Origin of the sequence: Streptomyces halobius (genome assembly GCF_023277745.1) — a bacterium.
GTDB lineage: Bacteria > Actinomycetota > Actinomycetes > Streptomycetales > Streptomycetaceae > Streptomyces > Streptomyces halobius.
Genome location: NZ_CP086322.1, coordinates 5,535,508 through 5,553,929, shown reverse-complemented (window position 1 = coordinate 5,553,929; position 18,422 = coordinate 5,535,508). Strand labels below are relative to the sequence as shown.

The 18,422-nt window shown below is 70.2% G+C and carries 16 protein-coding genes; 8 read left to right on the top strand and 8 right to left on the bottom strand.

The window, feature by feature from the left end; all coding sequences use genetic code 11:
- The first annotated feature begins 165 nt into the window (after window positions 1-165).
- The gene (locus K9S39_RS25300) at window positions 166-1,482 is read left to right on the top strand and encodes a serine hydrolase domain-containing protein (RefSeq protein WP_248865605.1); all 1,317 of its coding nucleotides are present in this window, start codon (window positions 166-168) and stop codon (window positions 1,480-1,482) included.
- Between the two features lie 45 nt (window positions 1,483-1,527).
- Here the strand turns inward: K9S39_RS25300 and K9S39_RS25295 are convergent, their stop codons facing one another.
- On the bottom strand, window positions 1,528-3,234 hold the full coding sequence (locus K9S39_RS25295; protein WP_248865604.1) for a glycerol-3-phosphate dehydrogenase/oxidase: 1,707 nt from the start codon (window positions 3,232-3,234) through the stop codon (window positions 1,528-1,530).
- Between the two features lie 193 nt (window positions 3,235-3,427).
- On the opposite strand from K9S39_RS25295, the gene K9S39_RS25290 reads away from it, so the two are divergent.
- Window positions 3,428-4,675: a nucleotide sugar dehydrogenase gene (locus tag K9S39_RS25290; protein ID WP_248865603.1), complete on the top strand. Its 1,248-nt coding sequence runs from the start codon at window positions 3,428-3,430 to the stop codon at window positions 4,673-4,675.
- A gap of 236 nt (window positions 4,676-4,911) precedes the next feature.
- Here K9S39_RS25290 and K9S39_RS25285 read toward each other — a convergent pair whose 3' ends face one another.
- The 4 genes from K9S39_RS25285 to K9S39_RS25270 form a co-directional block, all read right to left on the bottom strand.
- Window positions 4,912-6,027, bottom strand: coding sequence for a GuaB3 family IMP dehydrogenase-related protein (locus tag K9S39_RS25285; protein WP_248865602.1), 1,116 nt, complete (start codon window positions 6,025-6,027; stop codon window positions 4,912-4,914).
- Window positions 6,028-6,144: 117 nt separating this feature from the next.
- Window positions 6,145-7,647, bottom strand: a complete 1,503-nt coding sequence (gene guaB / locus K9S39_RS25280) for an IMP dehydrogenase (protein WP_248865601.1) — start codon at window positions 7,645-7,647, stop codon at window positions 6,145-6,147.
- A 146-nt stretch (window positions 7,648-7,793) separates the two neighbouring features.
- A complete protein-coding gene (locus tag K9S39_RS25275) occupies window positions 7,794-8,369 on the bottom strand; it encodes a sigma-70 family RNA polymerase sigma factor (protein WP_283112787.1) in 576 nt (191 codons plus the stop codon).
- A gap of 361 nt (window positions 8,370-8,730) precedes the next feature.
- The gene (locus K9S39_RS25270; protein ID WP_003948568.1) at window positions 8,731-9,342 is read right to left on the bottom strand and encodes a response regulator transcription factor; all 612 of its coding nucleotides are present in this window, start codon (window positions 9,340-9,342) and stop codon (window positions 8,731-8,733) included.
- Window positions 9,343-9,723: 381 nt separating this feature from the next.
- Between K9S39_RS25270 and K9S39_RS25265 the strand changes: the two genes are divergently transcribed.
- Complete coding sequence (locus K9S39_RS25265; RefSeq protein WP_248865599.1) at window positions 9,724-10,056, top strand: WhiB family transcriptional regulator; 333 nt, start codon at window positions 9,724-9,726, stop codon at window positions 10,054-10,056.
- Window positions 10,057-10,255: 199 nt separating this feature from the next.
- On the opposite strand, the gene K9S39_RS25260 is transcribed toward K9S39_RS25265, so the two are convergent.
- A complete protein-coding gene (locus tag K9S39_RS25260) occupies window positions 10,256-11,191 on the bottom strand; it encodes a LysR family transcriptional regulator (RefSeq protein ID WP_248865598.1) in 936 nt (311 codons plus the stop codon).
- A 106-nt stretch (window positions 11,192-11,297) separates the two neighbouring features.
- On the opposite strand from K9S39_RS25260, the gene K9S39_RS25255 reads away from it, so the two are divergent.
- From K9S39_RS25255 to K9S39_RS25240, 4 genes are all read left to right on the top strand, one after another.
- A complete protein-coding gene (locus K9S39_RS25255) occupies window positions 11,298-11,963 on the top strand; it encodes an MOSC domain-containing protein (RefSeq protein WP_248865597.1) in 666 nt (221 codons plus the stop codon).
- A 90-nt stretch (window positions 11,964-12,053) separates the two neighbouring features.
- Complete coding sequence (locus K9S39_RS25250; protein ID WP_248865596.1) at window positions 12,054-12,827, top strand: SDR family NAD(P)-dependent oxidoreductase; 774 nt, start codon at window positions 12,054-12,056, stop codon at window positions 12,825-12,827.
- A 284-nt stretch (window positions 12,828-13,111) separates the two neighbouring features.
- On the top strand, window positions 13,112-14,170 hold the full coding sequence (locus K9S39_RS25245; protein WP_248868955.1) for a hydroxyacid dehydrogenase: 1,059 nt from the start codon (window positions 13,112-13,114) through the stop codon (window positions 14,168-14,170).
- Window positions 14,171-14,252: 82 nt separating this feature from the next.
- Window positions 14,253-14,402 carry an ester cyclase gene (locus K9S39_RS25240; RefSeq protein WP_248865595.1) on the top strand — a complete coding sequence of 50 codons (150 nt, stop codon included), beginning with the start codon at window positions 14,253-14,255 and terminating at the stop codon, window positions 14,400-14,402.
- A gap of 69 nt (window positions 14,403-14,471) precedes the next feature.
- Here K9S39_RS25240 and groL read toward each other — a convergent pair whose 3' ends face one another.
- Together groL and groES are read right to left on the bottom strand one after the other, a co-directional pair.
- Complete coding sequence (gene groL / locus K9S39_RS25235; protein WP_248868954.1) at window positions 14,472-16,097, bottom strand: chaperonin GroEL; 1,626 nt, start codon at window positions 16,095-16,097, stop codon at window positions 14,472-14,474.
- Window positions 16,098-16,230: 133 nt separating this feature from the next.
- Entirely contained in the window at window positions 16,231-16,539 is a 309-nt protein-coding gene (gene groES / locus K9S39_RS25230) for a co-chaperone GroES (RefSeq protein WP_248865594.1), read from the bottom strand.
- Window positions 16,540-16,978: 439 nt separating this feature from the next.
- Here groES and K9S39_RS25225 point away from each other — a divergent pair, with 439 nt between their 5' ends.
- A complete protein-coding gene (locus K9S39_RS25225; RefSeq protein WP_248868953.1) occupies window positions 16,979-18,334 on the top strand; it encodes an FtsW/RodA/SpoVE family cell cycle protein in 1,356 nt (451 codons plus the stop codon).
- The last annotated feature ends 88 nt before the right edge of the window (window positions 18,335-18,422 follow it).

The following is an 18,422-nucleotide window of genomic DNA, read 5'->3' as shown; positions in this document are numbered from 1 at the left end:
GTTGGCAGCGGTGACATCGTATCGATCACCAAACTGGCCCAACTCGGACAACCCACCCTGGCAGAGCCTTCATTCTCCCTCATCCACAGCCATGGGGAAGGCCCGGGGCGGGCCGGACGGCTGACCGCACACCCGCCATGATGGCCCCGACGAACGGGAGTCCCGATGACGATGTGCGTGCCGTGTGCCGCCTCGGCCGGTGCCGCCCGGCCGGCTCCGTCGTCGGCCGCCGCCCGCGGCCGGAGTGCGGTGCGCGCCGTCCAGGCCGCTCTGACCGCATTGGCCCTGACGGCCTGTACGGCTCAGGTCCACGTCATCCGGGTGGTCCCGGCGGGGACGGCGGAGCGGACGCCCGCCACGACGGCGCGTGCGCTGCACCAACTGGTCGACGACGGGGCGCCGGGCGCCGCCTCGCTGATCACCCGCGAGGGCCGCTCCGGCGCCTCACGCTTCTCGACGGCGGGCGTGGCGGATGTGCGCAGCGGCCGCCGGATGGGCGTGGCGGACCACTTCCGGGCCGGCAGTCTCACCAAACCGCTGGTCGCGACCGTCGTCCTGCAGCTTGTCGCGGAGGGAGAACTGTCGCTGAGCGACACCGTGGCCGCGCATCTGCCGCCGGGCGTGCCGACAACCGGGAAGGGCGGCGGCGATCTGCGGAAGGTAACGATCCGCCAGCTCCTGGACCATACGAGTGGTTTGTTCAACTACACCGAGGATCCCCGGCTCTCCCGCCAGCTGGCCGGCACGGGTTTCGACGCCCACCGCTACGACAGCCACCCCCCGGCCGAGCTGCTGCGCATCGCCCTCAGCCATCCGCCGTCGGCTGCACGGGGCGCACCGGGCGCGGTCCCGCGTAGCCCCGAAGGCAGGAGCCGCAAAGGCAGGGGAAGAGCCCCCAGCGGTAGCCGGGGGAGTGCCCCCTTTGCCTACTCCAACACCAACTACCTCGTGCTCGGCCTGGTCATCGAGGCGGTCACCGGGCACCCGTACGCCACGGAGATACGCCGCCGCATCCCCGTCGGGCTCGACAGCACTTCCTTCCCCGGGACCGATCCGACGCTGCCCAAGCCGCACGGCCGCGCCTATGCGCAGATCGGCGACCGCCGGGTGGACGCCACCTCCCTGGACCCCAGCCGGGCCGGTGCCGCGGGCGAGATGATCACCACTCTCGGCGACCTCAACCGGTTCTTCTCCGCGCTGCTCGGCGGGAGGCTGCTGCCGCCGCGCCAGATGGCCCAGCTGCGCGGCGAGAAACGCGCCGACGGCACGTACGGCCTCGGCCTGTACTCCACAGAGCTGCCCTGCGGCGTCACGGTCTGGGGCCACAACGGCGACATCAACGGCTCGTACGTGCAGAGCGCGGGCACCGCCGACGGCCGGCACCTCGTCAGCTATCGGGTGAACACCGACGCCCTCACCGACCCGGGCCACGGCACGGCGGTACTGACCGCGGAGTTCTGCGCCGCACGGCGCCGCCGCTAGGCGCACCCGGCGGACTTGCCACAGCGCCGCTCACAACGGCACGGCTCACAACGGCACGATGTCCGGCGCCCCCAGCCGGGCCGCGTCCGCCGTCAGATCGTCCGGCTGCCGCTGCGATTCACGCTCCGCCTCGACCCGCTTCTGATAGTGCGCGATCTCTTTCTCGATCTGGTCCTTGTCCCAGCCCAGCGCGGGCGCCATCAGCTCGGCCACCTCCCGGGCGCTGCGGGTGCCCCGGTCGAAGGTCTCGATCGAGATCCGGGTCCGGCGGGTCAGGACATCGTCGAGGTGCCGGGCGCCCTCGTGTGTGCAGGCGTAGACGACCTCGGCCCGCAGATAGTCCTCGGCGGCCGCGAGTGGTTCGCCCAGGGAAGGATCGGTCACCACCAGCTCCAGCAGCTCCTCGGTCAGCGCGCCATAGCGGTTCAAGAGGTGCTCGATACGGGCCACATGGAGTCCGGTGCGCGCCGCGATACGGGCCCGCGCGTTCCACAGCGCTTTGTAGCCCTCGGCCCCGACCAGCGGTACGTCCTCGGTCACGCATTCCGCGACCCGCTGGTCCAGCGCGTGCACCGCCTCGTCCACCGCATCCTTGGCCATCACCCGGTACGTGGTGTACTTGCCGCCCGCGACGACGACGAGGCCGGGCACCGGATGCGCGACGGTGTGCTCGCGCGACAGCTTGCTGGTCGCGTCCGATTCACCGGCCAGCAACGGCCGCAGGCCGGCGTAGACGCCTTCCACGTCGTCCCTGGTCAGCGGCACCGCGAGTACCGCGTTCACATGCTCCAGCAGATAGTCGATATCGGCGCTGGAGGCCGCCGGATGGGCTTTGTCCAGATCCCAGTCGGTGTCCGTCGTCCCCACGATCCAGTGCCGCCCCCAGGGGATGACGAACAGGACGCTCTTCTCCGTGCGCAGGATCAGACCGGTCGTCGAATGAATCCGGTCCTTGGGGACAACCAGGTGAATCCCCTTCGACGCGCGGACGTGGAACTGCCCGCGCTCGCCGATCAGCGCCTGGGTGTCATCGGTCCACACGCCGGTGGCATTGACGACCTGCCGGGCCCGGATCTCGTACTCATGGCCCGTCTCGACGTCCTGCACGCGCGCGCCGACCACCCGCTCGCCCTCGCGCAGAAAGCCCACCACCCGCGCCCGGTTGGCGACCTGCGCTCCGTAGGCGGCGGCGGTACGCACGATCGTCGCCACATAGCGCGCGTCGTCCATCTGTGCGTCGTAGTACTGCAATCCGCCGACCAGCGCGTTTTTCTTGAGGCAGGGCGCCACGCTCAGCGCGCGCTTGTGCGACAGATGCCGGTGTACGGGCAGCCCCCGGCCGTACCCCGACGTCACCGACATCCCGTCGTAGAGCGCGACGCCCGAGCCGGCGTACCAGCGCTCCCATCCCTTGTGCTGCAACGGGTAGAGGAACGGCACCGGCTTCACCAGATGCGGCGCCAGCCGTCCCAGCAGCAGCCCGCGCTCCTTCAACGCCTCCCGTACCAGCGCGAAGTCCAGCATTTCCAGGTACCGCAGCCCGCCGTGGATGAGCTTGCTGGACCGGCTCGACGTGCCCGAGGCCCAGTCGCGCGCCTCGACCAGTCCGGTGGCCAGCCCACGGGTCGCCGCGTCCAGTGCCGTACCGGCGCCGACGACTCCGCCGCCGATCACCAGAATGTCCAGCTCCGACTCCGCCATTCGGGTGAGCGCCTCGGTTCGCTGCGCCGGTCCCAGTGTCGCTGTCTTCACCGCTGCCTCCCGCTGTGATCGGGGCCACACCTGCCGTCTGTCGATTCTGTCCGCGCTACGTGCCGGTATCCACCCTCCGCCCGGGACGGCAACACCCCGCCACCTTGATCGACCAATCCCCATTCTGGGTCAAATGTCCGCTTAGTCTACTTATGCGCCATCCGGAATCGCTCGGGAAGGACGGCAGTAAGCCATGCCCGCAGACCTCGCCGTCATCGGACTCGGACACCTGGGCCTCCCCCTCGCCCAGGCCGCCACCACCGCCGGCATCAGCACCATCGGCTACGACCCCGACCCACGCGCCGCCGCCCCCTCGGGCAACGACGGGCCGCTGTCCGCCACCGAGATCCGCCGCCTGCGCGCCGCCGGCTTCCGCACCACCACCAACCCCGCCGCCCTCAGCAAGGTCCGTACGGCCGTCATCAGCGCCGACACACCGCTCGGCGAGGACCACGCCCTGGACCTGACCACCCTCGCCGACGCGGCGCGCGCGCTGGCCGCCCAGCTGCGCCCGCACACCACGGTCATCCTCGAATCCACCGTCCATCCGGGCACCACCGAGGAGTTCCTGCGTCCCCTCCTCGAAGAAGGCTCGGGACTCGTCGCCGGACGCGACTTCCATCTCGCCTGCTCCCCCAGCCGCCACGACCCCGGCAACCGCACCCACCGCTACGGCAACACACCCAAGGTCATCGGCGGCCTCACCCCCGCCTGCACCGAAGCGGCCGCCACCTTCTACGGCCGCCTCACCGACAAGGTCGTACGCGCCAAAGGCCCCCGCGAAGCCGAAACCACCAAGCTCCTGGAGACCAACTACCGCCACATCAACATCGCCCTGATGAACGAGATGGCGGTCTTCTGCCATGACATCGGCGTCGACCTCTGGGACGTCATCCGCTGCGCCGAGACCAAGCCCTTCGGCTTCCAGGCATTCCGCCCCGGGCCCGGCATGGGCGGCCACGCGGCCCCCATCGACCCCAAACACCTTTCCCGCAAAGGCCGTTCACCGAGCTACCCGCTCCGCATGGTCGAGCTCGCGCAAGAGGTCAACGACCGGATGCCGCGCTATGTCATCCAGCGCTGCGCCACGCTCCTCAACGAACACGGCAAGTCCGCCCGCGGCGCCCGCGTGCTCCTCCTGGGCGTCACCTACAAACCGGACATCGGTGACCAAGAGGGCTCACCGGCCCGCGAAATCGCCTCCCGCCTCATGGAACTCGGCGCCCACCTCACGTACCACGACCCCTTCGTCCCCCAGTGGCACGTCCTGGACCGCCCGGTCCCCCGCGCGGATTCCCTCTACGAGGCGGCCGCCGACGCGGACCTGACGGTCCTGCTCCAGTCCCACCGGACGTACGACATGCAGGGACTGGCGGTGAAGGCGCAGCTGCTGCTCGACACTCGCGGGGCGACGCCGACGGGAGCGGCGCACCGGCTGTAGGCGTACGCCGTCAGGCCGCCGCACTCTCCCCCCGGGCCACCTACTGCTCTTTCCGTTCCCCCATCCAGGGGTGGCGCGTACCCGGCGGGAGGTGGTGGGCCGCAGGACGAAGTCCGGAGGCCCGGCACCGCACCCCCACTCACGCGACGCGGCCACCCCACAACCACCCCCGCTCCCGCCGAAGGCGGGGACAGGACAACAGACGAGGCACGGCGGAACACCCGGCAACGTTCGGCTCAACGTCGCGGCGCGACAGTCACCTCAACCCGCTGAAACTCCTTCAGCTCCGAGTACCCGGTGGTCGCCATCGCCCGCCGCAGCGCCCCGAAGAAGTTCATCGACCCGTCCGGCGTGGTCGAGGGACCGCACAGGATCTCCTCGGTCGTGCCGACCGCACCCAGGTCCATCCGCTTGCCGCGCGGCACGTCCTCGTGCACCGCCTCCATGCCCCAGTGGTGGCCGCGGCCCGGCGCGTCCGTCGCGCGCGCGAGCGGCGAGCCCATCATGACCGCGTCCGCGCCACAGGCGATCGCCTTCGGCAGGTCGCCGGACCAGCCGACGCCGCCATCGGCGATGACGTGGACGTAGCGGCCGCCGGACTCGTCCATGTAATCCCGGCGGGCCGCGGCGACATCGGCGACCGCCGTCGCCATGGGCACCTGGATTCCGAGCACATTACGCGTGGTGTGCGCGGCGCCGCCGCCGAAGCCGACCAGCACACCGGCCGCGCCGGTCCGCATCAGGTGCAGCGCCGCGGTGTACGTGGCGCAGCCGCCGACGATCACCGGAACGTCCAGCTCGTAGATGAACTGCTTCAGATTCAGCGGCTCGGCGGCGCCCGACACATGCTCGGCCGACACCGTCGTACCGCGGATCACGAAGATGTCCACGCCCGCGTCCACGACCGCCTTGGAGAACTGGGCGGTCCGCTGCGGCGACAGCGCGGCGGCGGTGACGACACCGGAGTCGCGCACCTCCTTGATCCGCTGCCCGATCAGCTCTTCCCTGATCGGCGCGGCGTAGATCTCCTGCAGCCGCTTGGTGGCGGAGGCGTCGTCCAGCTCCGCGATCTCCGCGAGCAGCGGCTCCGGGTCCTCGTACCGGGTCCACAGACCCTCCAGGTTGAGGACGCCCAGGCCGCCCAGCTCACCGATGCGGATGGCGGTCTGCGGCGAAACCACCGAGTCCATCGGAGCGGCCAGGAACGGCAGCTCGAAACGGTAGGCGTCGATCTGCCAGGCGATCGAGACCTCCTTCGGGTCGCGGGTGCGGCGACTCGGTACGACGGCGATGTCGTCGAAGGCGTATGCCCGGCGGCCGCGCTTGCCGCGTCCGATCTCGATCTCAGTCACGTGTGTGGCCTTTCCTCTACGTCTGCGGTTCCAGTATCCCCGACACACCGGAGCCCGCGGCCGGGGTGCGGTCGCGGGCTCCACGGTAGGGCCGTGCTAGGGCGTGTCCAGCATCGGCTAGCGCCGCGCGTAGTTCGGCGCCTCGGTAACCATCTGGACGTCGTGCGGGTGCGACTCCTTCAGCCCCGCCGCCGTGATCCGGACGAACCGGCCCTTCTCCTTGAGCTCGGGGATGTCGGCGGAGCCGACGTAGCCCATGGAGGCGCGCAGACCGCCGACGAGCTGGTGGGCGACCGAGGCCAGCGGGCCGCGGTAGGGCACCTGGCCCTCGATGCCCTCGGGGACCAGCTTGTCCTCGGAGAGGACGTTGTCCTGGAAGTAACGGTCCTTCGAGAAGGACCTGCCCCGGTCCCGGGACTGCATCGCACCCAGCGAGCCCATCCCGCGGTAGGACTTGAACTGCTTGCCGTTGATGAAGACCATCTCGCCCGGCGACTCCTCGCAGCCGGCCAGCAGCGAGCCCAGCATGACGGTGTCCGCGCCGGCCGCGATGGCCTTGGCGATGTCGCCGGAGAACTGCAGCCCGCCGTCACCGATCAGCGGCACCCCCGCCGCGTTCGCGGCCTGCGCGGCCTCGTGGATCGCGGTGACCTGCGGAACACCGACGCCCGCGACGACGCGGGTGGTGCAGATGGAGCCGGGGCCGACACCGACCTTGATGCCGTCCGCGCCCGCGTCGATCAGCGCCTGCGCACCGTCCCGGGTGGCGACGTTGCCGCCGACGACATCCACACTGATGTTGGACTTGATCTTGGCGATCATGTCGAGGATGCCGCGGCTGTGGCCGTGCGCGCTGTCCACGACGAGGAAGTCGGCACCGGCCTCGACCAGCGCCTGCGCCCGCTCGTACGCGGCGTCGCCGACGCCCACCGCGGCGCCGACGACCAGCCGGCCCTCGGCGTCCTTGGCGGCGTTCGGGTACTTCTCCGCCTTGACGAAGTCCTTGACCGTGATCAGGCCCTTGAGCACACCCGCGTCATCGACCAGCGGCAGCTTCTCGATCTTGTGGCGGCGCAGCAGCTCGATGGCGTCCTCGCCGGAGATGCCGACCTTGCCGGTGACCAGCGGCATCGGCGTCATGACCTCGCGGACCTGCCGGCTCCGGTCCATCTCGAAGGCCATATCGCGGTTGGTGACGATGCCCAGCAGCCGGCCCGCGTCGTCGGTGACCGGGACGCCGCTGATGCGGAACTTGGCGCACAGCGCGTCGGCCTCGGCGAGCGTGGCATCGGGGCGGACCGTGATCGGGTCGGTGACCATGCCGGACTCGGAGCGCTTGACCAGATCGACCTGGTTGGCCTGGTCCTCGATGGAGAGATTGCGGTGCAGCACACCGGCGCCGCCCTGACGCGCCATGGCGATGGCCATCCGCGCCTCGGTGACCTTGTCCATCGCGGCGGACAGCAGCGGGATGTTGACGGTGACGTTCCGCGAGACCCGGGAGGCGGTGCTGACGGCGTTGGGCAGCACCTCCGACGCACCGGGCAACAGCAGGACGTCGTCGTATGTCAGCCCGAGCATGGCGAATTTGGCGGGCATACCGTCGACGTTGTCACTCATGACACCTTCCCCAATGCTCTTGCCTCAGCGCGGACTCCCATGCTAACGGCCTGGAGGGGTGTCCCATTCCACGACCGATGAGGGCCTCATCACTCGTGCTTTTCTACGGCGACATCCCGCCGTGCACGGAGGCGGCCACCGCGGGGCTACTGCTCCGCGAGTGCCCGGAGCCGGCTCAGCGCGCGGTGCTGCGCGACCCGCACCGCGCCTGGTGACATTCCCAGCATCTGCCCGGTCTCCTCCGCTGTCAGCCCCACCGCGACCCGCAGCAGCACCAGCTCACGCTGGTTCTCCGGCAGATTCGCCAGCAGCTTCTTGGCCCACTCCGCGTCGCTGCTGAGCAGCGCCCGCTCCTCGGGCCCGAGGGAGTCGTCCGGCTGCTCGGGCATCTCGTCGGACGGCACGGCGGTACTGCCCGGACCGCGCATCGCGGCCCGCTGCAGATCGGCGACCTTGTGGGCGGCGATGGCGAAGACGAACGCCTCGAAGGGCTTTCCGGTGTCGCGGTAGCGCGGCAGCGCGCAGAGCACCGCGACACAGACCTCCTGCGCCAGGTCCTCGACGAAGTGTCTGGCGTCACCCGGCAGCCGGGACAGCCGGGTGCGGCAGTAGCGCAGGGCGAGGGGGTGCACATGGGCCAGCAGATCGTGCGTGGCCTGGCGGTCACCCTCGACGGCGCGTGCGACGAGATCACCGATCTCCTGGTTCCCGTCCTCGCGCATCGGTCCATGGTGCCTTGGCGCGGAGCTGCCCACGGCACCACCCCCGTTGTTGTGCACCGAACCGTTACGCGCCGTCGCGCTAGCACTCACGTCCCACGCCTCCCCCGTTCGGGTTGTACCCATACCGGCCCCGAGCCCTCGCCGGTAGCTTGTATCCGTGCCGTAGGGCACCGGGCAGGGCTTGTCCGTCATGAGGTCTCTTCTGGCCGAGTGAGAAGCCCCGGCCTCCGCCGGGGAGGAGTCACACCTCAAGGATGCGGTATCGCGTGAGGTTTCGGCGCCGAGCGTCGACGCGGCGGGGTTACGACGTTCGCCACCCGAGCGGATGGGCCGTCGCCGTAACCCCGGTTGCACAGCGGGTTCAGCGGACCAGCCCCCAGCGGAAACCCAGTGCCACCGCGTGTGCGCGGTCGGAGGCGCCGAGCTTCTTGAAGAGCCGCCGGGCGTGCGTCTTGACGGTGTCCTCGGAGAGGAACAGCTCACGTCCGATCTCGGCGTTGGAGCGGCCGTGACTCATGCCCTCCAGCACCTGGATCTCGCGCGCGGTGAGCGTCGGCGCGGCACCCATCTCGGCGGACCGCAGCCGGCGCGGGGCGAGCCGCCACGTCGGGTCGGCGAGCGCCTGGGTCACCGTCGCGCGCAGCTCGGCGCGTGAGGCGTCCTTGTGCAGATAGCCGCGGGCGCCGGCGGCGACCGCGAGCGCGACGCCGTCCAGGTCCTCGGCCACCGTGAGCATGATGATCCGGGCGCCGGGGTCGGCGGACAGCAGCCGGCGCACGGTCTCGACACCGCCGAGTCCGGGCATCCGCACGTCCATCAGAATCAGGTCCGAGCGATCGGCCCCCCAGCGGCGGAGGACTTCCTCGCCGTTGGCCGCGGTCGTCACACGCTCGACGCCGGGCACGGTCGCAACCGCCCGTCGGAGCGCCTCTCGGGCAAGCGGGGAGTCGTCGCAGACGAGGACGGATGTCATGACCGCCCTCCGCAGCTGATGCGCGTCACCTTGAGCCTCCAGGCTGGTACGTATCGTCACCTGTGCGATTGACGGCCCTCGGACACCTGCCCGACGGCTACCTCTGTCAACCGCCTCCGCACACTCAACGACGGTCACTCGAAAGAGTTACGGCTTCGGCGACCGACTTCAGCACGCTCCGTAAGGAGCCGGATACGCAGGCGTCGCACGGGTACGAACGGCCTCCGCCCGTGCACCTTATGCCCTATTTGGCCCTCTTTCTTCCATTTTCCCGGCGTCTGCCGCTAGATTCGCAATGAGTCATATTTACATCTACTTAGACAGTAGATGTACGGTCTTGAGCACCGAGCCCGACACAGCATCGCTTCGAGGGGACAAGCAATGGCAGATTTCTCCCGCCTCCCGGGCCCGAACGCAGACCTCTGGGACTGGCAGCTGCTGGCCGCCTGCCGCGGCGTGGACAGCTCCCTCTTCTTTCATCCTGAGGGCGAGCGGGGTGCGGCCCGCAGCGCGCGTGAGACATCGGCGAAGGAGGTGTGCATGCGCTGCCCCGTCCGGGCCGAATGCGCGGCGCATGCCCTGGCTGTCCGCGAGCCCTACGGGGTCTGGGGCGGCCTGACCGAGGACGAACGTGAGGAACTGATGGGCCGGGCCCGCCACCGGCTGATCCCCGCGACCTCCCTCGCCAGCCACGCCGGCGCCACCCGCGGCTGACCGTCCGAAACGTCTGACCTCCGGGAATCCCCGCGTCGAGCCGGCAACCGGCCGGGCCGCGCCGGGCACGCCCGGGCCCGGCCCGCTGCCCCGCCCGGCACCACTCCCGTTGAGCGTCGCCGCCACTCCTTCGGCGCAACACCTTCGACCCAACTCCTCTTGAGCGCTTGAGCGCTCCCACCGCCCACGCCTGCGCACGTCAGTGCGTGCGTGCCCCCGCCCGCGAGCGACGGGCCGCCTCCGCCAGCTGATCGAGCATCGCCTCGACGGCGGGCACCCGCGCCAGATCCGGCAGTGTGAGCGCGACGATCTCCCGGTGCACCGGCGGTTCCATCCGTACGGCCGTCGCCCCCTTGGGACGTACCGACTCCAGCGCGAGCTCGGGCAGCGCGGCGACGCCCAGCCCCGCGCCGACCAGGCCGATCACCGCCGGATAGTCATCGGTGGCGAAGTCGATCCGCGGGGTGAAGCCCGCGCTCTCGCAGACCTCGACAAGATGCGTACGACAGCGCGGGCAACCCGCGATCCACGGCTCGTCGGCGAGTTCGGCGAAGCGCGCCGTGCCGGCCTTCGCCAGCCGGTGGCCGTCCGGGACCAGCCCGATCAGCCAGTCCGACAGGATCGGCCGGACCACCAGGTCGTCCCACTCGGCGGCGGCCGCCGGGTCCGCGCCGGGCACCTCGGGGTAGCGGAAGGCCAGCGCGACCTCGCAGTCGCCGTTGCGCAGCATCTCGACCGAGCGCGGCGGCTCCGCCTCGACCAGCGAGACCCGGGTGCCCGGGTGCTTCGCGCGCATCCTCGCCAGGGTGGTCGGCACCAGCGTCGAGCTGCCGGAGGGGAACGAGACCAGGCGCACCCGGCCCGCCCGCAGGCCCGCGATCGCGGCGACCTCCTCCTCGGCGGCGGTGAGCCCGGCCAAGATGCCGACGGCGTGCCTGACCAGCGCCTCGCCCGCCTGCGTCAGCCGCATCTCACGACCCGTACGGACCAGGAGCGGGGTGCCCGCGGACTGCTCCAGGGACTTCATCTGCTGGCTGATGGCGGGCTGGGTGCAGCCCAGCTCCCGCGCGGCGGCGGAGAAGGAGCCGGTCCTGGAGACGGCGCGCAGCACACGGAGATGACGGGCCTCGATCACGCTTCCGAGCATAAGCGGAGCTTGGAGAGTTCGGGAAAGTCGAGCCGGTCGCCTTTGGTTACTCTTTGCTGTTGTACGGGTACCTGGAGTGCTTATGGGGCATCGCATGAGGCTGCTGACCGTGAATCTGGGGCGGCCCATGCCGTCCGCGCTCACTCCCGCCGAGGGCGGCACGGGCATCGACAAACGGCCCGTGGACGGCTCGGTGGCGGTCGCCGCACCCGGCCCCAGGGGCATCGGAGCGAGCGGGCTGGCGGGTGACGCGGTGCAGGACGTCCGCCATCACGGCGGGGACGACCAGGCGGTGTACGCCTACGCGCGGGAGGACCTGGACTTCTGGCAGCGGGAGCTGGGCCGCGCGCTGCCCAACGGCGTCTTCGGCGAGAACCTCACCACCTGCGGCGTCGATGTCAACAACGCCCGGATCGGGGAGCGCTGGCAGATCGGCCCGCGGCTGCTGCTGGAGGTGACCTCGCCGCGGATCCCGTGCCGGCTGTTCCAGAGCTGGCTCGATGAGGACGACTGGATCAAGCGGTTCACGGCGGCGGGGATGCCCGGGGCGTATCTGCGGGTGCTGGAACCGGGCGAGATCCGCGCCGGCGACGCGATCGAGCTGGCGCACCGCCCGGACCACGAGGTGAGCGTCGCGCTGGCGTTCCGGGCCCTGACCGTGGAGCGGGAGCTGCTGCCGCGGCTGCTGGAGGCCGGGGACGCGCTGCACCCTGAAGAACGGGCGAGAGCCGCCAAGTACGTGGCGCAGCATGACAGTTGAGAGGGCGGGGGACACGGGAATCCGGTGGGGCGGCGTTTGGACGGCCAGCGGGCGCCGTCGGCCTTGCCGGGGCCGATAGCGTTGCCCGGTATGACGACTGCATTGATCACGGGAGCGACGGCGGGCATCGGGGCGGCGTTCGCCCGGCGGCTCGCGAGCGACGGCCACAGCGTGGTGCTGGTGGCGCGCGACGAGACGCGGCTGCGGGAGCAGGCCACCGAACTGCATGACCGGCACGGCATCGAGGCGGAGGTGCTGAGCACCGATCTGGCGGCCGACGACGGTATCGCCGCCGTCGAGGCGCGGCTCTCCGACGCCAAGCGGCCGGTGGATCTGCTGGTGAACAACGCGGGCTTCGGCAACAAGGGCGAATACCTCGATGTGCCGATGGCCGACGAGCTGACCATGCTGAAGGTGCACTGCGAGGCGGTGCTGCGGCTGACCAGCGCCGGGGTACGCGGGATGCGGGACCGGCGACGCGGGGCGGTGATCAATGTGGCGTCGGTGGCGGCGTTCGTGCCGCGCGGCACGTATGGCGCGAGCAAGGCGTGGGTGGTGCAGTTCACGCAGGGGGCGGCGCGCGATCTGGCCGGCAGCGGGGTGCGGCTGATGGCCCTGTGCCCCGGCTTCGTACGGACCGAGTTCCACCAGCGGGCCGGGATGGGGACGGACAACATCCCCGGGTGGATGTGGCTGGACGCGGACAAGTTGGTGGACGCGGCGATGAAGGACCTGGCGCGGGGGAGGTCGCTGTCCATTCCGGACCCGCGGTACAAGGCGCTGATGGGGGCGGTGAAGTTGGCTCCTCGCGGGCTGTTGGGCGGCCTCACCTCGCGGACCGGGCGGAAGTATGGGCCCCGATAACGGGCGCCGACGTTTGGCTTTCCCGCCGTGGGCGGTGTTTCGCCATTGCTTCCCCACTGCCTGAAGGCGTGGGAGGTACCCCCCACGCGGCGGGCGTGGGTTTGTCGGGTGCGGTGACGGGCCTCCGGACTCCGTCCTGCGGCCCTCCCCCACAGTCTTGAGGGCCTGGGAGGTACCCGCATCCTCCCGTTGGGGTGGGTGAAGAGATAAGTGGGTGGTCGTGCCGTCCTGCCGAGTGACGCTGCTTTCGTGTGAGGGTGACGAAGAGGAGCATGGACACCACCATGCACCCGACCACTGACAACACCCCCGGACCTGCGGATGTCCCCTCCGATCGGCCCTCGCTGCTGCTGTCCATGGGGGCCGGCGTCGCCGACCGGCTCCTCGACGCCCGTCACCACAGCCGGCTCGCCGCCCTCACCCGTACCGACTCCCGGCTGGTGGCACACGAGTTGGCCGAGCCCACGCCCGAGGTGGCCGCCGCGCTCGCCGATGCCGAGGTGCTGCTCACCTGCTGGGGTGCCCCGCCGCTCACCGCACCGGTCCTGGCGGCGGCCCCCCGGCTGCGTGCCGTCGTGCACGCGGCCGGATCGGTCAAACACCACATCACCGAAGCCTGCTGGCAACGCGGCATCGCCGTCGCCTCGGCCGCCTCCGTGAACGCGCTGCCCGTCGCCGAATACACCCTCGCCGCGATCCTCTTCGCCAACAAGCGCGTGCTGCACGCCGCCCACCGCTACCGCACCCTGCGCGCCCGGCACGACTGGCATGGTGAACTGTCCGGCGCCGGCAACTACGGCCGCACCGTCGGCGTCGTCGGCGCCTCCCGCATCGGCCGCCGCGTCATCGAGCTGCTGCACCCTTTCGATCTGCGCGTTCTGCTGCACGACCCGTACGTCGACGCCGCCGAGGCGGCCCGGCTGGGCACCACACCGGTTCCCCTCGACACGCTCTGCGCGGACAGCGACATCGTCACCGTGCACGCCCCCGAGCTGCCCGCCACCCGCCATCTGCTGGGCGCCCGCGAACTGGCCCTGATGCCGGACGGCGCGACCCTCGTCAACACCGCCCGCAGCTCCCTCGTCGACGAAACGGCCCTGCTCCCCGAGCTGCTGACGGGCCGACTGCACGCGGTCCTGGATGTGACGGAGCCCGAACTCCCGCCCCCCGGCTCCCCGTTGTACGACCTGCCGAACGTCCTGCTCACCCCGCACATCGCCGGCTCCCTGGGCGGCGAACTCCACCGTCTGGCAGACCGGGCGCTGGACGAGGTGGCCCGGTTCGCGGCCGGCCTGCCCTTCGCGGACCCGGTGCACCCGGGGTCCCAGGGTCACTCGGCGTGACCCGTCAACGGCGGGCCTCACAATGACGATATATCGCCACCAAGCCGGACATGCGCCACTCATTCTCGGGAGGTGTCATGAAATGCGCACAGACAGTCGACTCGCCCCGACCGGCAAGAAGTGCGTCACGACCGGCACCACGGTCTTCCGCTTCCGGGACGGGAAGATCCAGGAAGCCCGGCGGCACTACGACACCAGCCGGCTCACGCAACAGCTCGGCGCGCCCGGCTGACCGTACGCGAAAGGCCCCTGTTCCCCCCGCTGAGCAGCGGGAACAGGGGCCTTCACACGCCGTGTGAGGTCAGTGCGCGTGGCCGTGGCCGTGACCGGCCTCGGCGGCCGCTTCCTCTTCCTTCTTCTCGACGACCAGGGTCTCGGTCGTGAGGAGCAGGGAGGCGATGGAGGCGGCGTTCTCCAGGGCGGAGCGGGTGACCTTGACCGGGTCGATGACGCCGGCCTTGACCAGGTCGACGTACTCGCCGGTGGCGGCGTTGAAGCCGTTGCCCTTGTCCTGCTCGGCGACCTTGGCGGTCACGACGTAGCCCTCAAGGCCGGCGTTCTCCGCGATCCAGCGCAGCGGCTCGACGGCGGCGCGGCGGACGACGGCGACACCGGTGGCCTCGTCGCCCTCCTTGCCGAGGTTGCCGTCCAGCACCTTCACGGCGTGCACCAGAGCGGAGCCACCACCGGAGACGATGCCCTCCTCGACCGCGGCGCGGGTCGCGGAGATGGCGTCCTCCAGACGGTGCTTCTTCTCCTTGAGCTCGACCTCGGTGGCCGCGCCCACGCGGATCACGCAGACGCCGCCGGCGAGCTTGGCGAGGCGCTCCTGGAGCTTCTCGCGGTCCCAGTCGGAGTCCGTGGTCTCGATCTCGGCCTTGATCTGCGCGACGCGGGCCTCGGTGTCCTCGGCCTTGCCGCCGCCGTCGACGATGGTGGTGTCGTCCTTGGTGACGGTCACGCGGCGGGCGGTGCCCAGCACGTCCATACCGGCCTGGTCGAGCTTGAGGCCGACCTCCTCGGCGATGACGGTGGCACCGGTGAGGGTGGCCATGTCGCCGAGCATCGCCTTGCGGCGGTCACCGAAGCCGGGGGCCTTGACGGCCACGGCGTTGAACGTGCCACGGATCTTGTTGACGACCAGGGTCGACAGGGCCTCGCCCTCGACGTCCTCGGCGATGATCAGCAGCGGCTTGGAGCCACCCGCCTGGATGACCTTCTCCAGCAGCGGCAGCAGGTCCTGGATGGAGGAGATCTTGCCCTGGTGGATGAGGATGTACGGGTCCTCCAGGACGGCCTCCATCCGCTCCTGGTCGGTGACCATGTACGGCGAGAGGTAGCCCTTGTCGAAGGCCATGCCCTCGGTGAAGTCCAGCTCCAGACCGAAGGTGTTGGACTCCTCGACGGTGATGACACCGTCCTTGCCGACCTTGTCCATCGCCTCGGCGATGAGCTCGCCGACCTGCTTGTCCTGAGCGGACAGACCGGCGACGGCGGCGATGTCGGACTTCTCGTCGATCGGGCGGGCGGTCGCCAGCAGCTCGTCGGAGATCGCCTTGACCGCGGCGTCGATGCCCTTCTTCAGGGCGGCCGGGGAGGCACCCGCGGCGACGTTGCGCAGGCCCTCGCGGACCAGCGCCTGGGCCAGCACGGTGGCGGTGGTGGTGCCGTCACCCGCGATGTCGTTGGTCTTGGTCGCCACCTCCTTCACGAGCTGGGCGCCCAGGTTCTCGTACGCGTCCTCGATCTCGACCTCACGGGCGATGGTGACACCGTCGTTGGTGATGGTCGGGGCGCCGAACTTCTTGTCGATGACGACATTGCGGCCCTTGGGGCCGATGGTCACCTTGACCGTGTCGGCAAGCTTGTTGACGCCGCGCTCAAGGGCACGCCGGGCGTCCTCGTCGAACTTCAGGATCTTCGCCATGGGTTGCTTCAAGTCCTCTCATTGCGATCCTCGGCACGCAGTGGGGACCGCTGTCTCAAACGGAACTGCGCCCCTGCCCCGGGTTGTTCAGACTCGGGAACCAGGGGCGCAGATCACGGCAAATCAGGGTGCCTTACTTCTCAATGATCGCGAGCACGTCACGAGCCGAGAGAACGAGGTACTCGTCGCCGCTGTACTTCACCTCGGTGCCGCCGTACTTGCTGTAGAGCACCACGTCGCCGACCTTGACGTCGAGCGGAAGGCGCTCGCCGTTCTCGAAGCGGCCCGGGCCCACGGCGAGGACGGCGCCCTCCTGGGGCTTCTCCTTCGCGGTGTCCGGGATGACCAGGCCCGAGGCCGTGGTCTGCTCGGCGTCGAGCGGCTGGACCACGATGCGGTCCTCAAGCGGCTTGATGGCAACCTTGGAGCTGGTGGTCGTCACGATCCGACCTCCCCCTTCGGAGATCTCACGGGGTTAACTGTCTGAGGTGGCGACCAGGTGGATCCGTCGTCGCGGGTGCCGGACCTGCCCGTCGCTGTGTGTCTGGCACTCCCCAGTGGAGAGTGCCAACGCTGAGACTATGACGTGGTTAGCACTCGGTCAAGCGGAGTGCCAACGTGGCGAGGGGGACGTCCGAGGTCCGCGTGTGACCCCCGCGCGGGACGCCCTCGCTCCCATGTCAAATCGGACACACCTTCTGGTTCCGTGGCAACCCTCCTCCCTGCTGCCACGTCTACCTCCCCGACTGCCGAGCCGATGTCCGGACCGTCCCGTACACGGGCCCCGGCTCCGACGATCGAGGCGGAGGAATCCCGTGCGTGGACTGACGAACGCTTCCCGGGCGGCGGCCGGGGAGCGGGAGAGCGACGCCGAACGCACCATGACGTTCGCCGCGCTCGCCCAGGCGCCGAACCGCCGCCGGACCGAGGCATGGCTGCTCGCCCTGGTCGTCCTGATCACCGTCTTCGGCTACGTCTACACGGGCCTGTCGATGACCGGACGGCTGCCCGACGGCATGCCCCGCTTCGCGGCGAGCATCTTCTTCGTGGCACTGGTCCCGCATCTGGTCGTCCGCCGCTCCGCGCCGCGCGCCGACCCGCTGATCCTGCCGCTGGCCACCCTGCTGACCGGCATCGGCCTGGTGCTGCTGCATCGCCTGGACATCACCTATGTGGCCACCCCACGACTGAAGATGGCGCCGGCCGCCTCCGGGCAGCTGGTGTGGACGGTCATCGGGGTGGCGGTCTGCATCGTCGTCCTGCTCGTGCTCAGGGACCACCGTCTGATACAGCGTTACATCTATCTGACGATGGCCGTCGCGCTGGTGATGCTGATGGCGCCGGCGTTCTTCCCCGGCGACACCTTCGGCGCCAAACGCTGGATCTTCATCGGCCCGCTGTCGCTGCAGCCCGGCGAATTCGTCAAGATCGCGATCGCGGTCTTCTTCGCGGGCTATCTGACGGTCAACCGCGACGCGCTGGCGCTGACCGGCCGCCGCTTCCTGGGCGTCCAGCTGCCGCCCGGCCGCCAGCTCGCGCCGATCTTCACGATCTGGGTGATCAGCCTGCTGGTGCTGGTCTTCGAGCGCGACCTGGGCACCTCGCTGATCTTCTTCGGGGTGTTCGTGATCATGCTCTACATGGCCACCGAACGCACCGGCTGGGTGCTCTGCGGCCTGGCCATGGCCACCGTCGGCGCGATCACCGTCGGCTCCATCGAACCGCATGTCAAGGGGCGGATCGAGGCGTGGCAGAACCCGATGACGGCGTTCACACCCGACGGCCGGGATGCGGGCCTGTCCGATCAGCTGGGGCAGGCCCTGTTCAGCTTCGGCAGCGGCGGCATCGGCGGCAGCGGCCTGGGACAGGGCCACCCGGAGCTGATCGGCTTCGCCGGCAACAGCGACTTCATCCTCACCACCGTCGGCGAAGAGCTGGGCCTGGCCGGGACGATGGCCATCCTGCTGCTGTACGCCCTGCTCGCCCAGCGCGGCCTCCGGGTCGGGCTGACTGCCCGCGACCCGTTCGGGAAGCTGCTGGCAGTGGGGCTCGTCGGGGCGTTGCTGCTGCAGGTCTTTGTTGTCACCGGCGGGGTGACCGGTCTGATCCCGCTCACCGGCAAGGCGTTGCCGTTCCTTGCGAAAGGAGGGTCGTCGTTGGTGGCGAATTGGGTGATGGTGGCGCTTTTGCTGCGCATCAGCGATGCGGCCCAGCGGCGGCGCGAGCCGACGCGGTAACCTCCGCACGTTTTCGGCCGACCCCCCGCAGGGGTTTGTCGCCGTTGCTCCCCGAGTGCCTGAACGGCGTGGGGGAGCAACGGCGAGA

Coding starts and splice junctions, on each gene's coding strand:
- K9S39_RS25300 (WP_248865605.1), top strand. CDS start 166: ATGACGATGTGCGTGCCGTGTGCCGCCTCGGCCGGTGCCGCCCGGCCG.
- K9S39_RS25290 (WP_248865603.1), top strand. CDS start 3,428: ATGCCCGCAGACCTCGCCGTCATCGGACTCGGACACCTGGGCCTCCCC.
- guaB (WP_248865601.1), bottom strand. CDS start 7,647: ATGAGTGACAACGTCGACGGTATGCCCGCCAAATTCGCCATGCTCGGG.
- K9S39_RS25275 (WP_283112787.1), bottom strand. CDS start 8,369: ATGCGCGAGGACGGGAACCAGGAGATCGGTGATCTCGTCGCACGCGCC.
- K9S39_RS25270 (WP_003948568.1), bottom strand. CDS start 9,342: ATGACATCCGTCCTCGTCTGCGACGACTCCCCGCTTGCCCGAGAGGCG.
- K9S39_RS25265 (WP_248865599.1), top strand. CDS start 9,724: ATGGCAGATTTCTCCCGCCTCCCGGGCCCGAACGCAGACCTCTGGGAC.
- K9S39_RS25255 (WP_248865597.1), top strand. CDS start 11,298: ATGAGGCTGCTGACCGTGAATCTGGGGCGGCCCATGCCGTCCGCGCTC.
- K9S39_RS25250 (WP_248865596.1), top strand. CDS start 12,054: ATGACGACTGCATTGATCACGGGAGCGACGGCGGGCATCGGGGCGGCG.
- K9S39_RS25245 (WP_248868955.1), top strand. CDS start 13,112: ATGCACCCGACCACTGACAACACCCCCGGACCTGCGGATGTCCCCTCC.
- K9S39_RS25240 (WP_248865595.1), top strand. CDS start 14,253: ATGCGCACAGACAGTCGACTCGCCCCGACCGGCAAGAAGTGCGTCACG.
- groL (WP_248868954.1), bottom strand. CDS start 16,097: ATGGCGAAGATCCTGAAGTTCGACGAGGACGCCCGGCGTGCCCTTGAG.
- K9S39_RS25225 (WP_248868953.1), top strand. CDS start 16,979: ATGACGTTCGCCGCGCTCGCCCAGGCGCCGAACCGCCGCCGGACCGAG.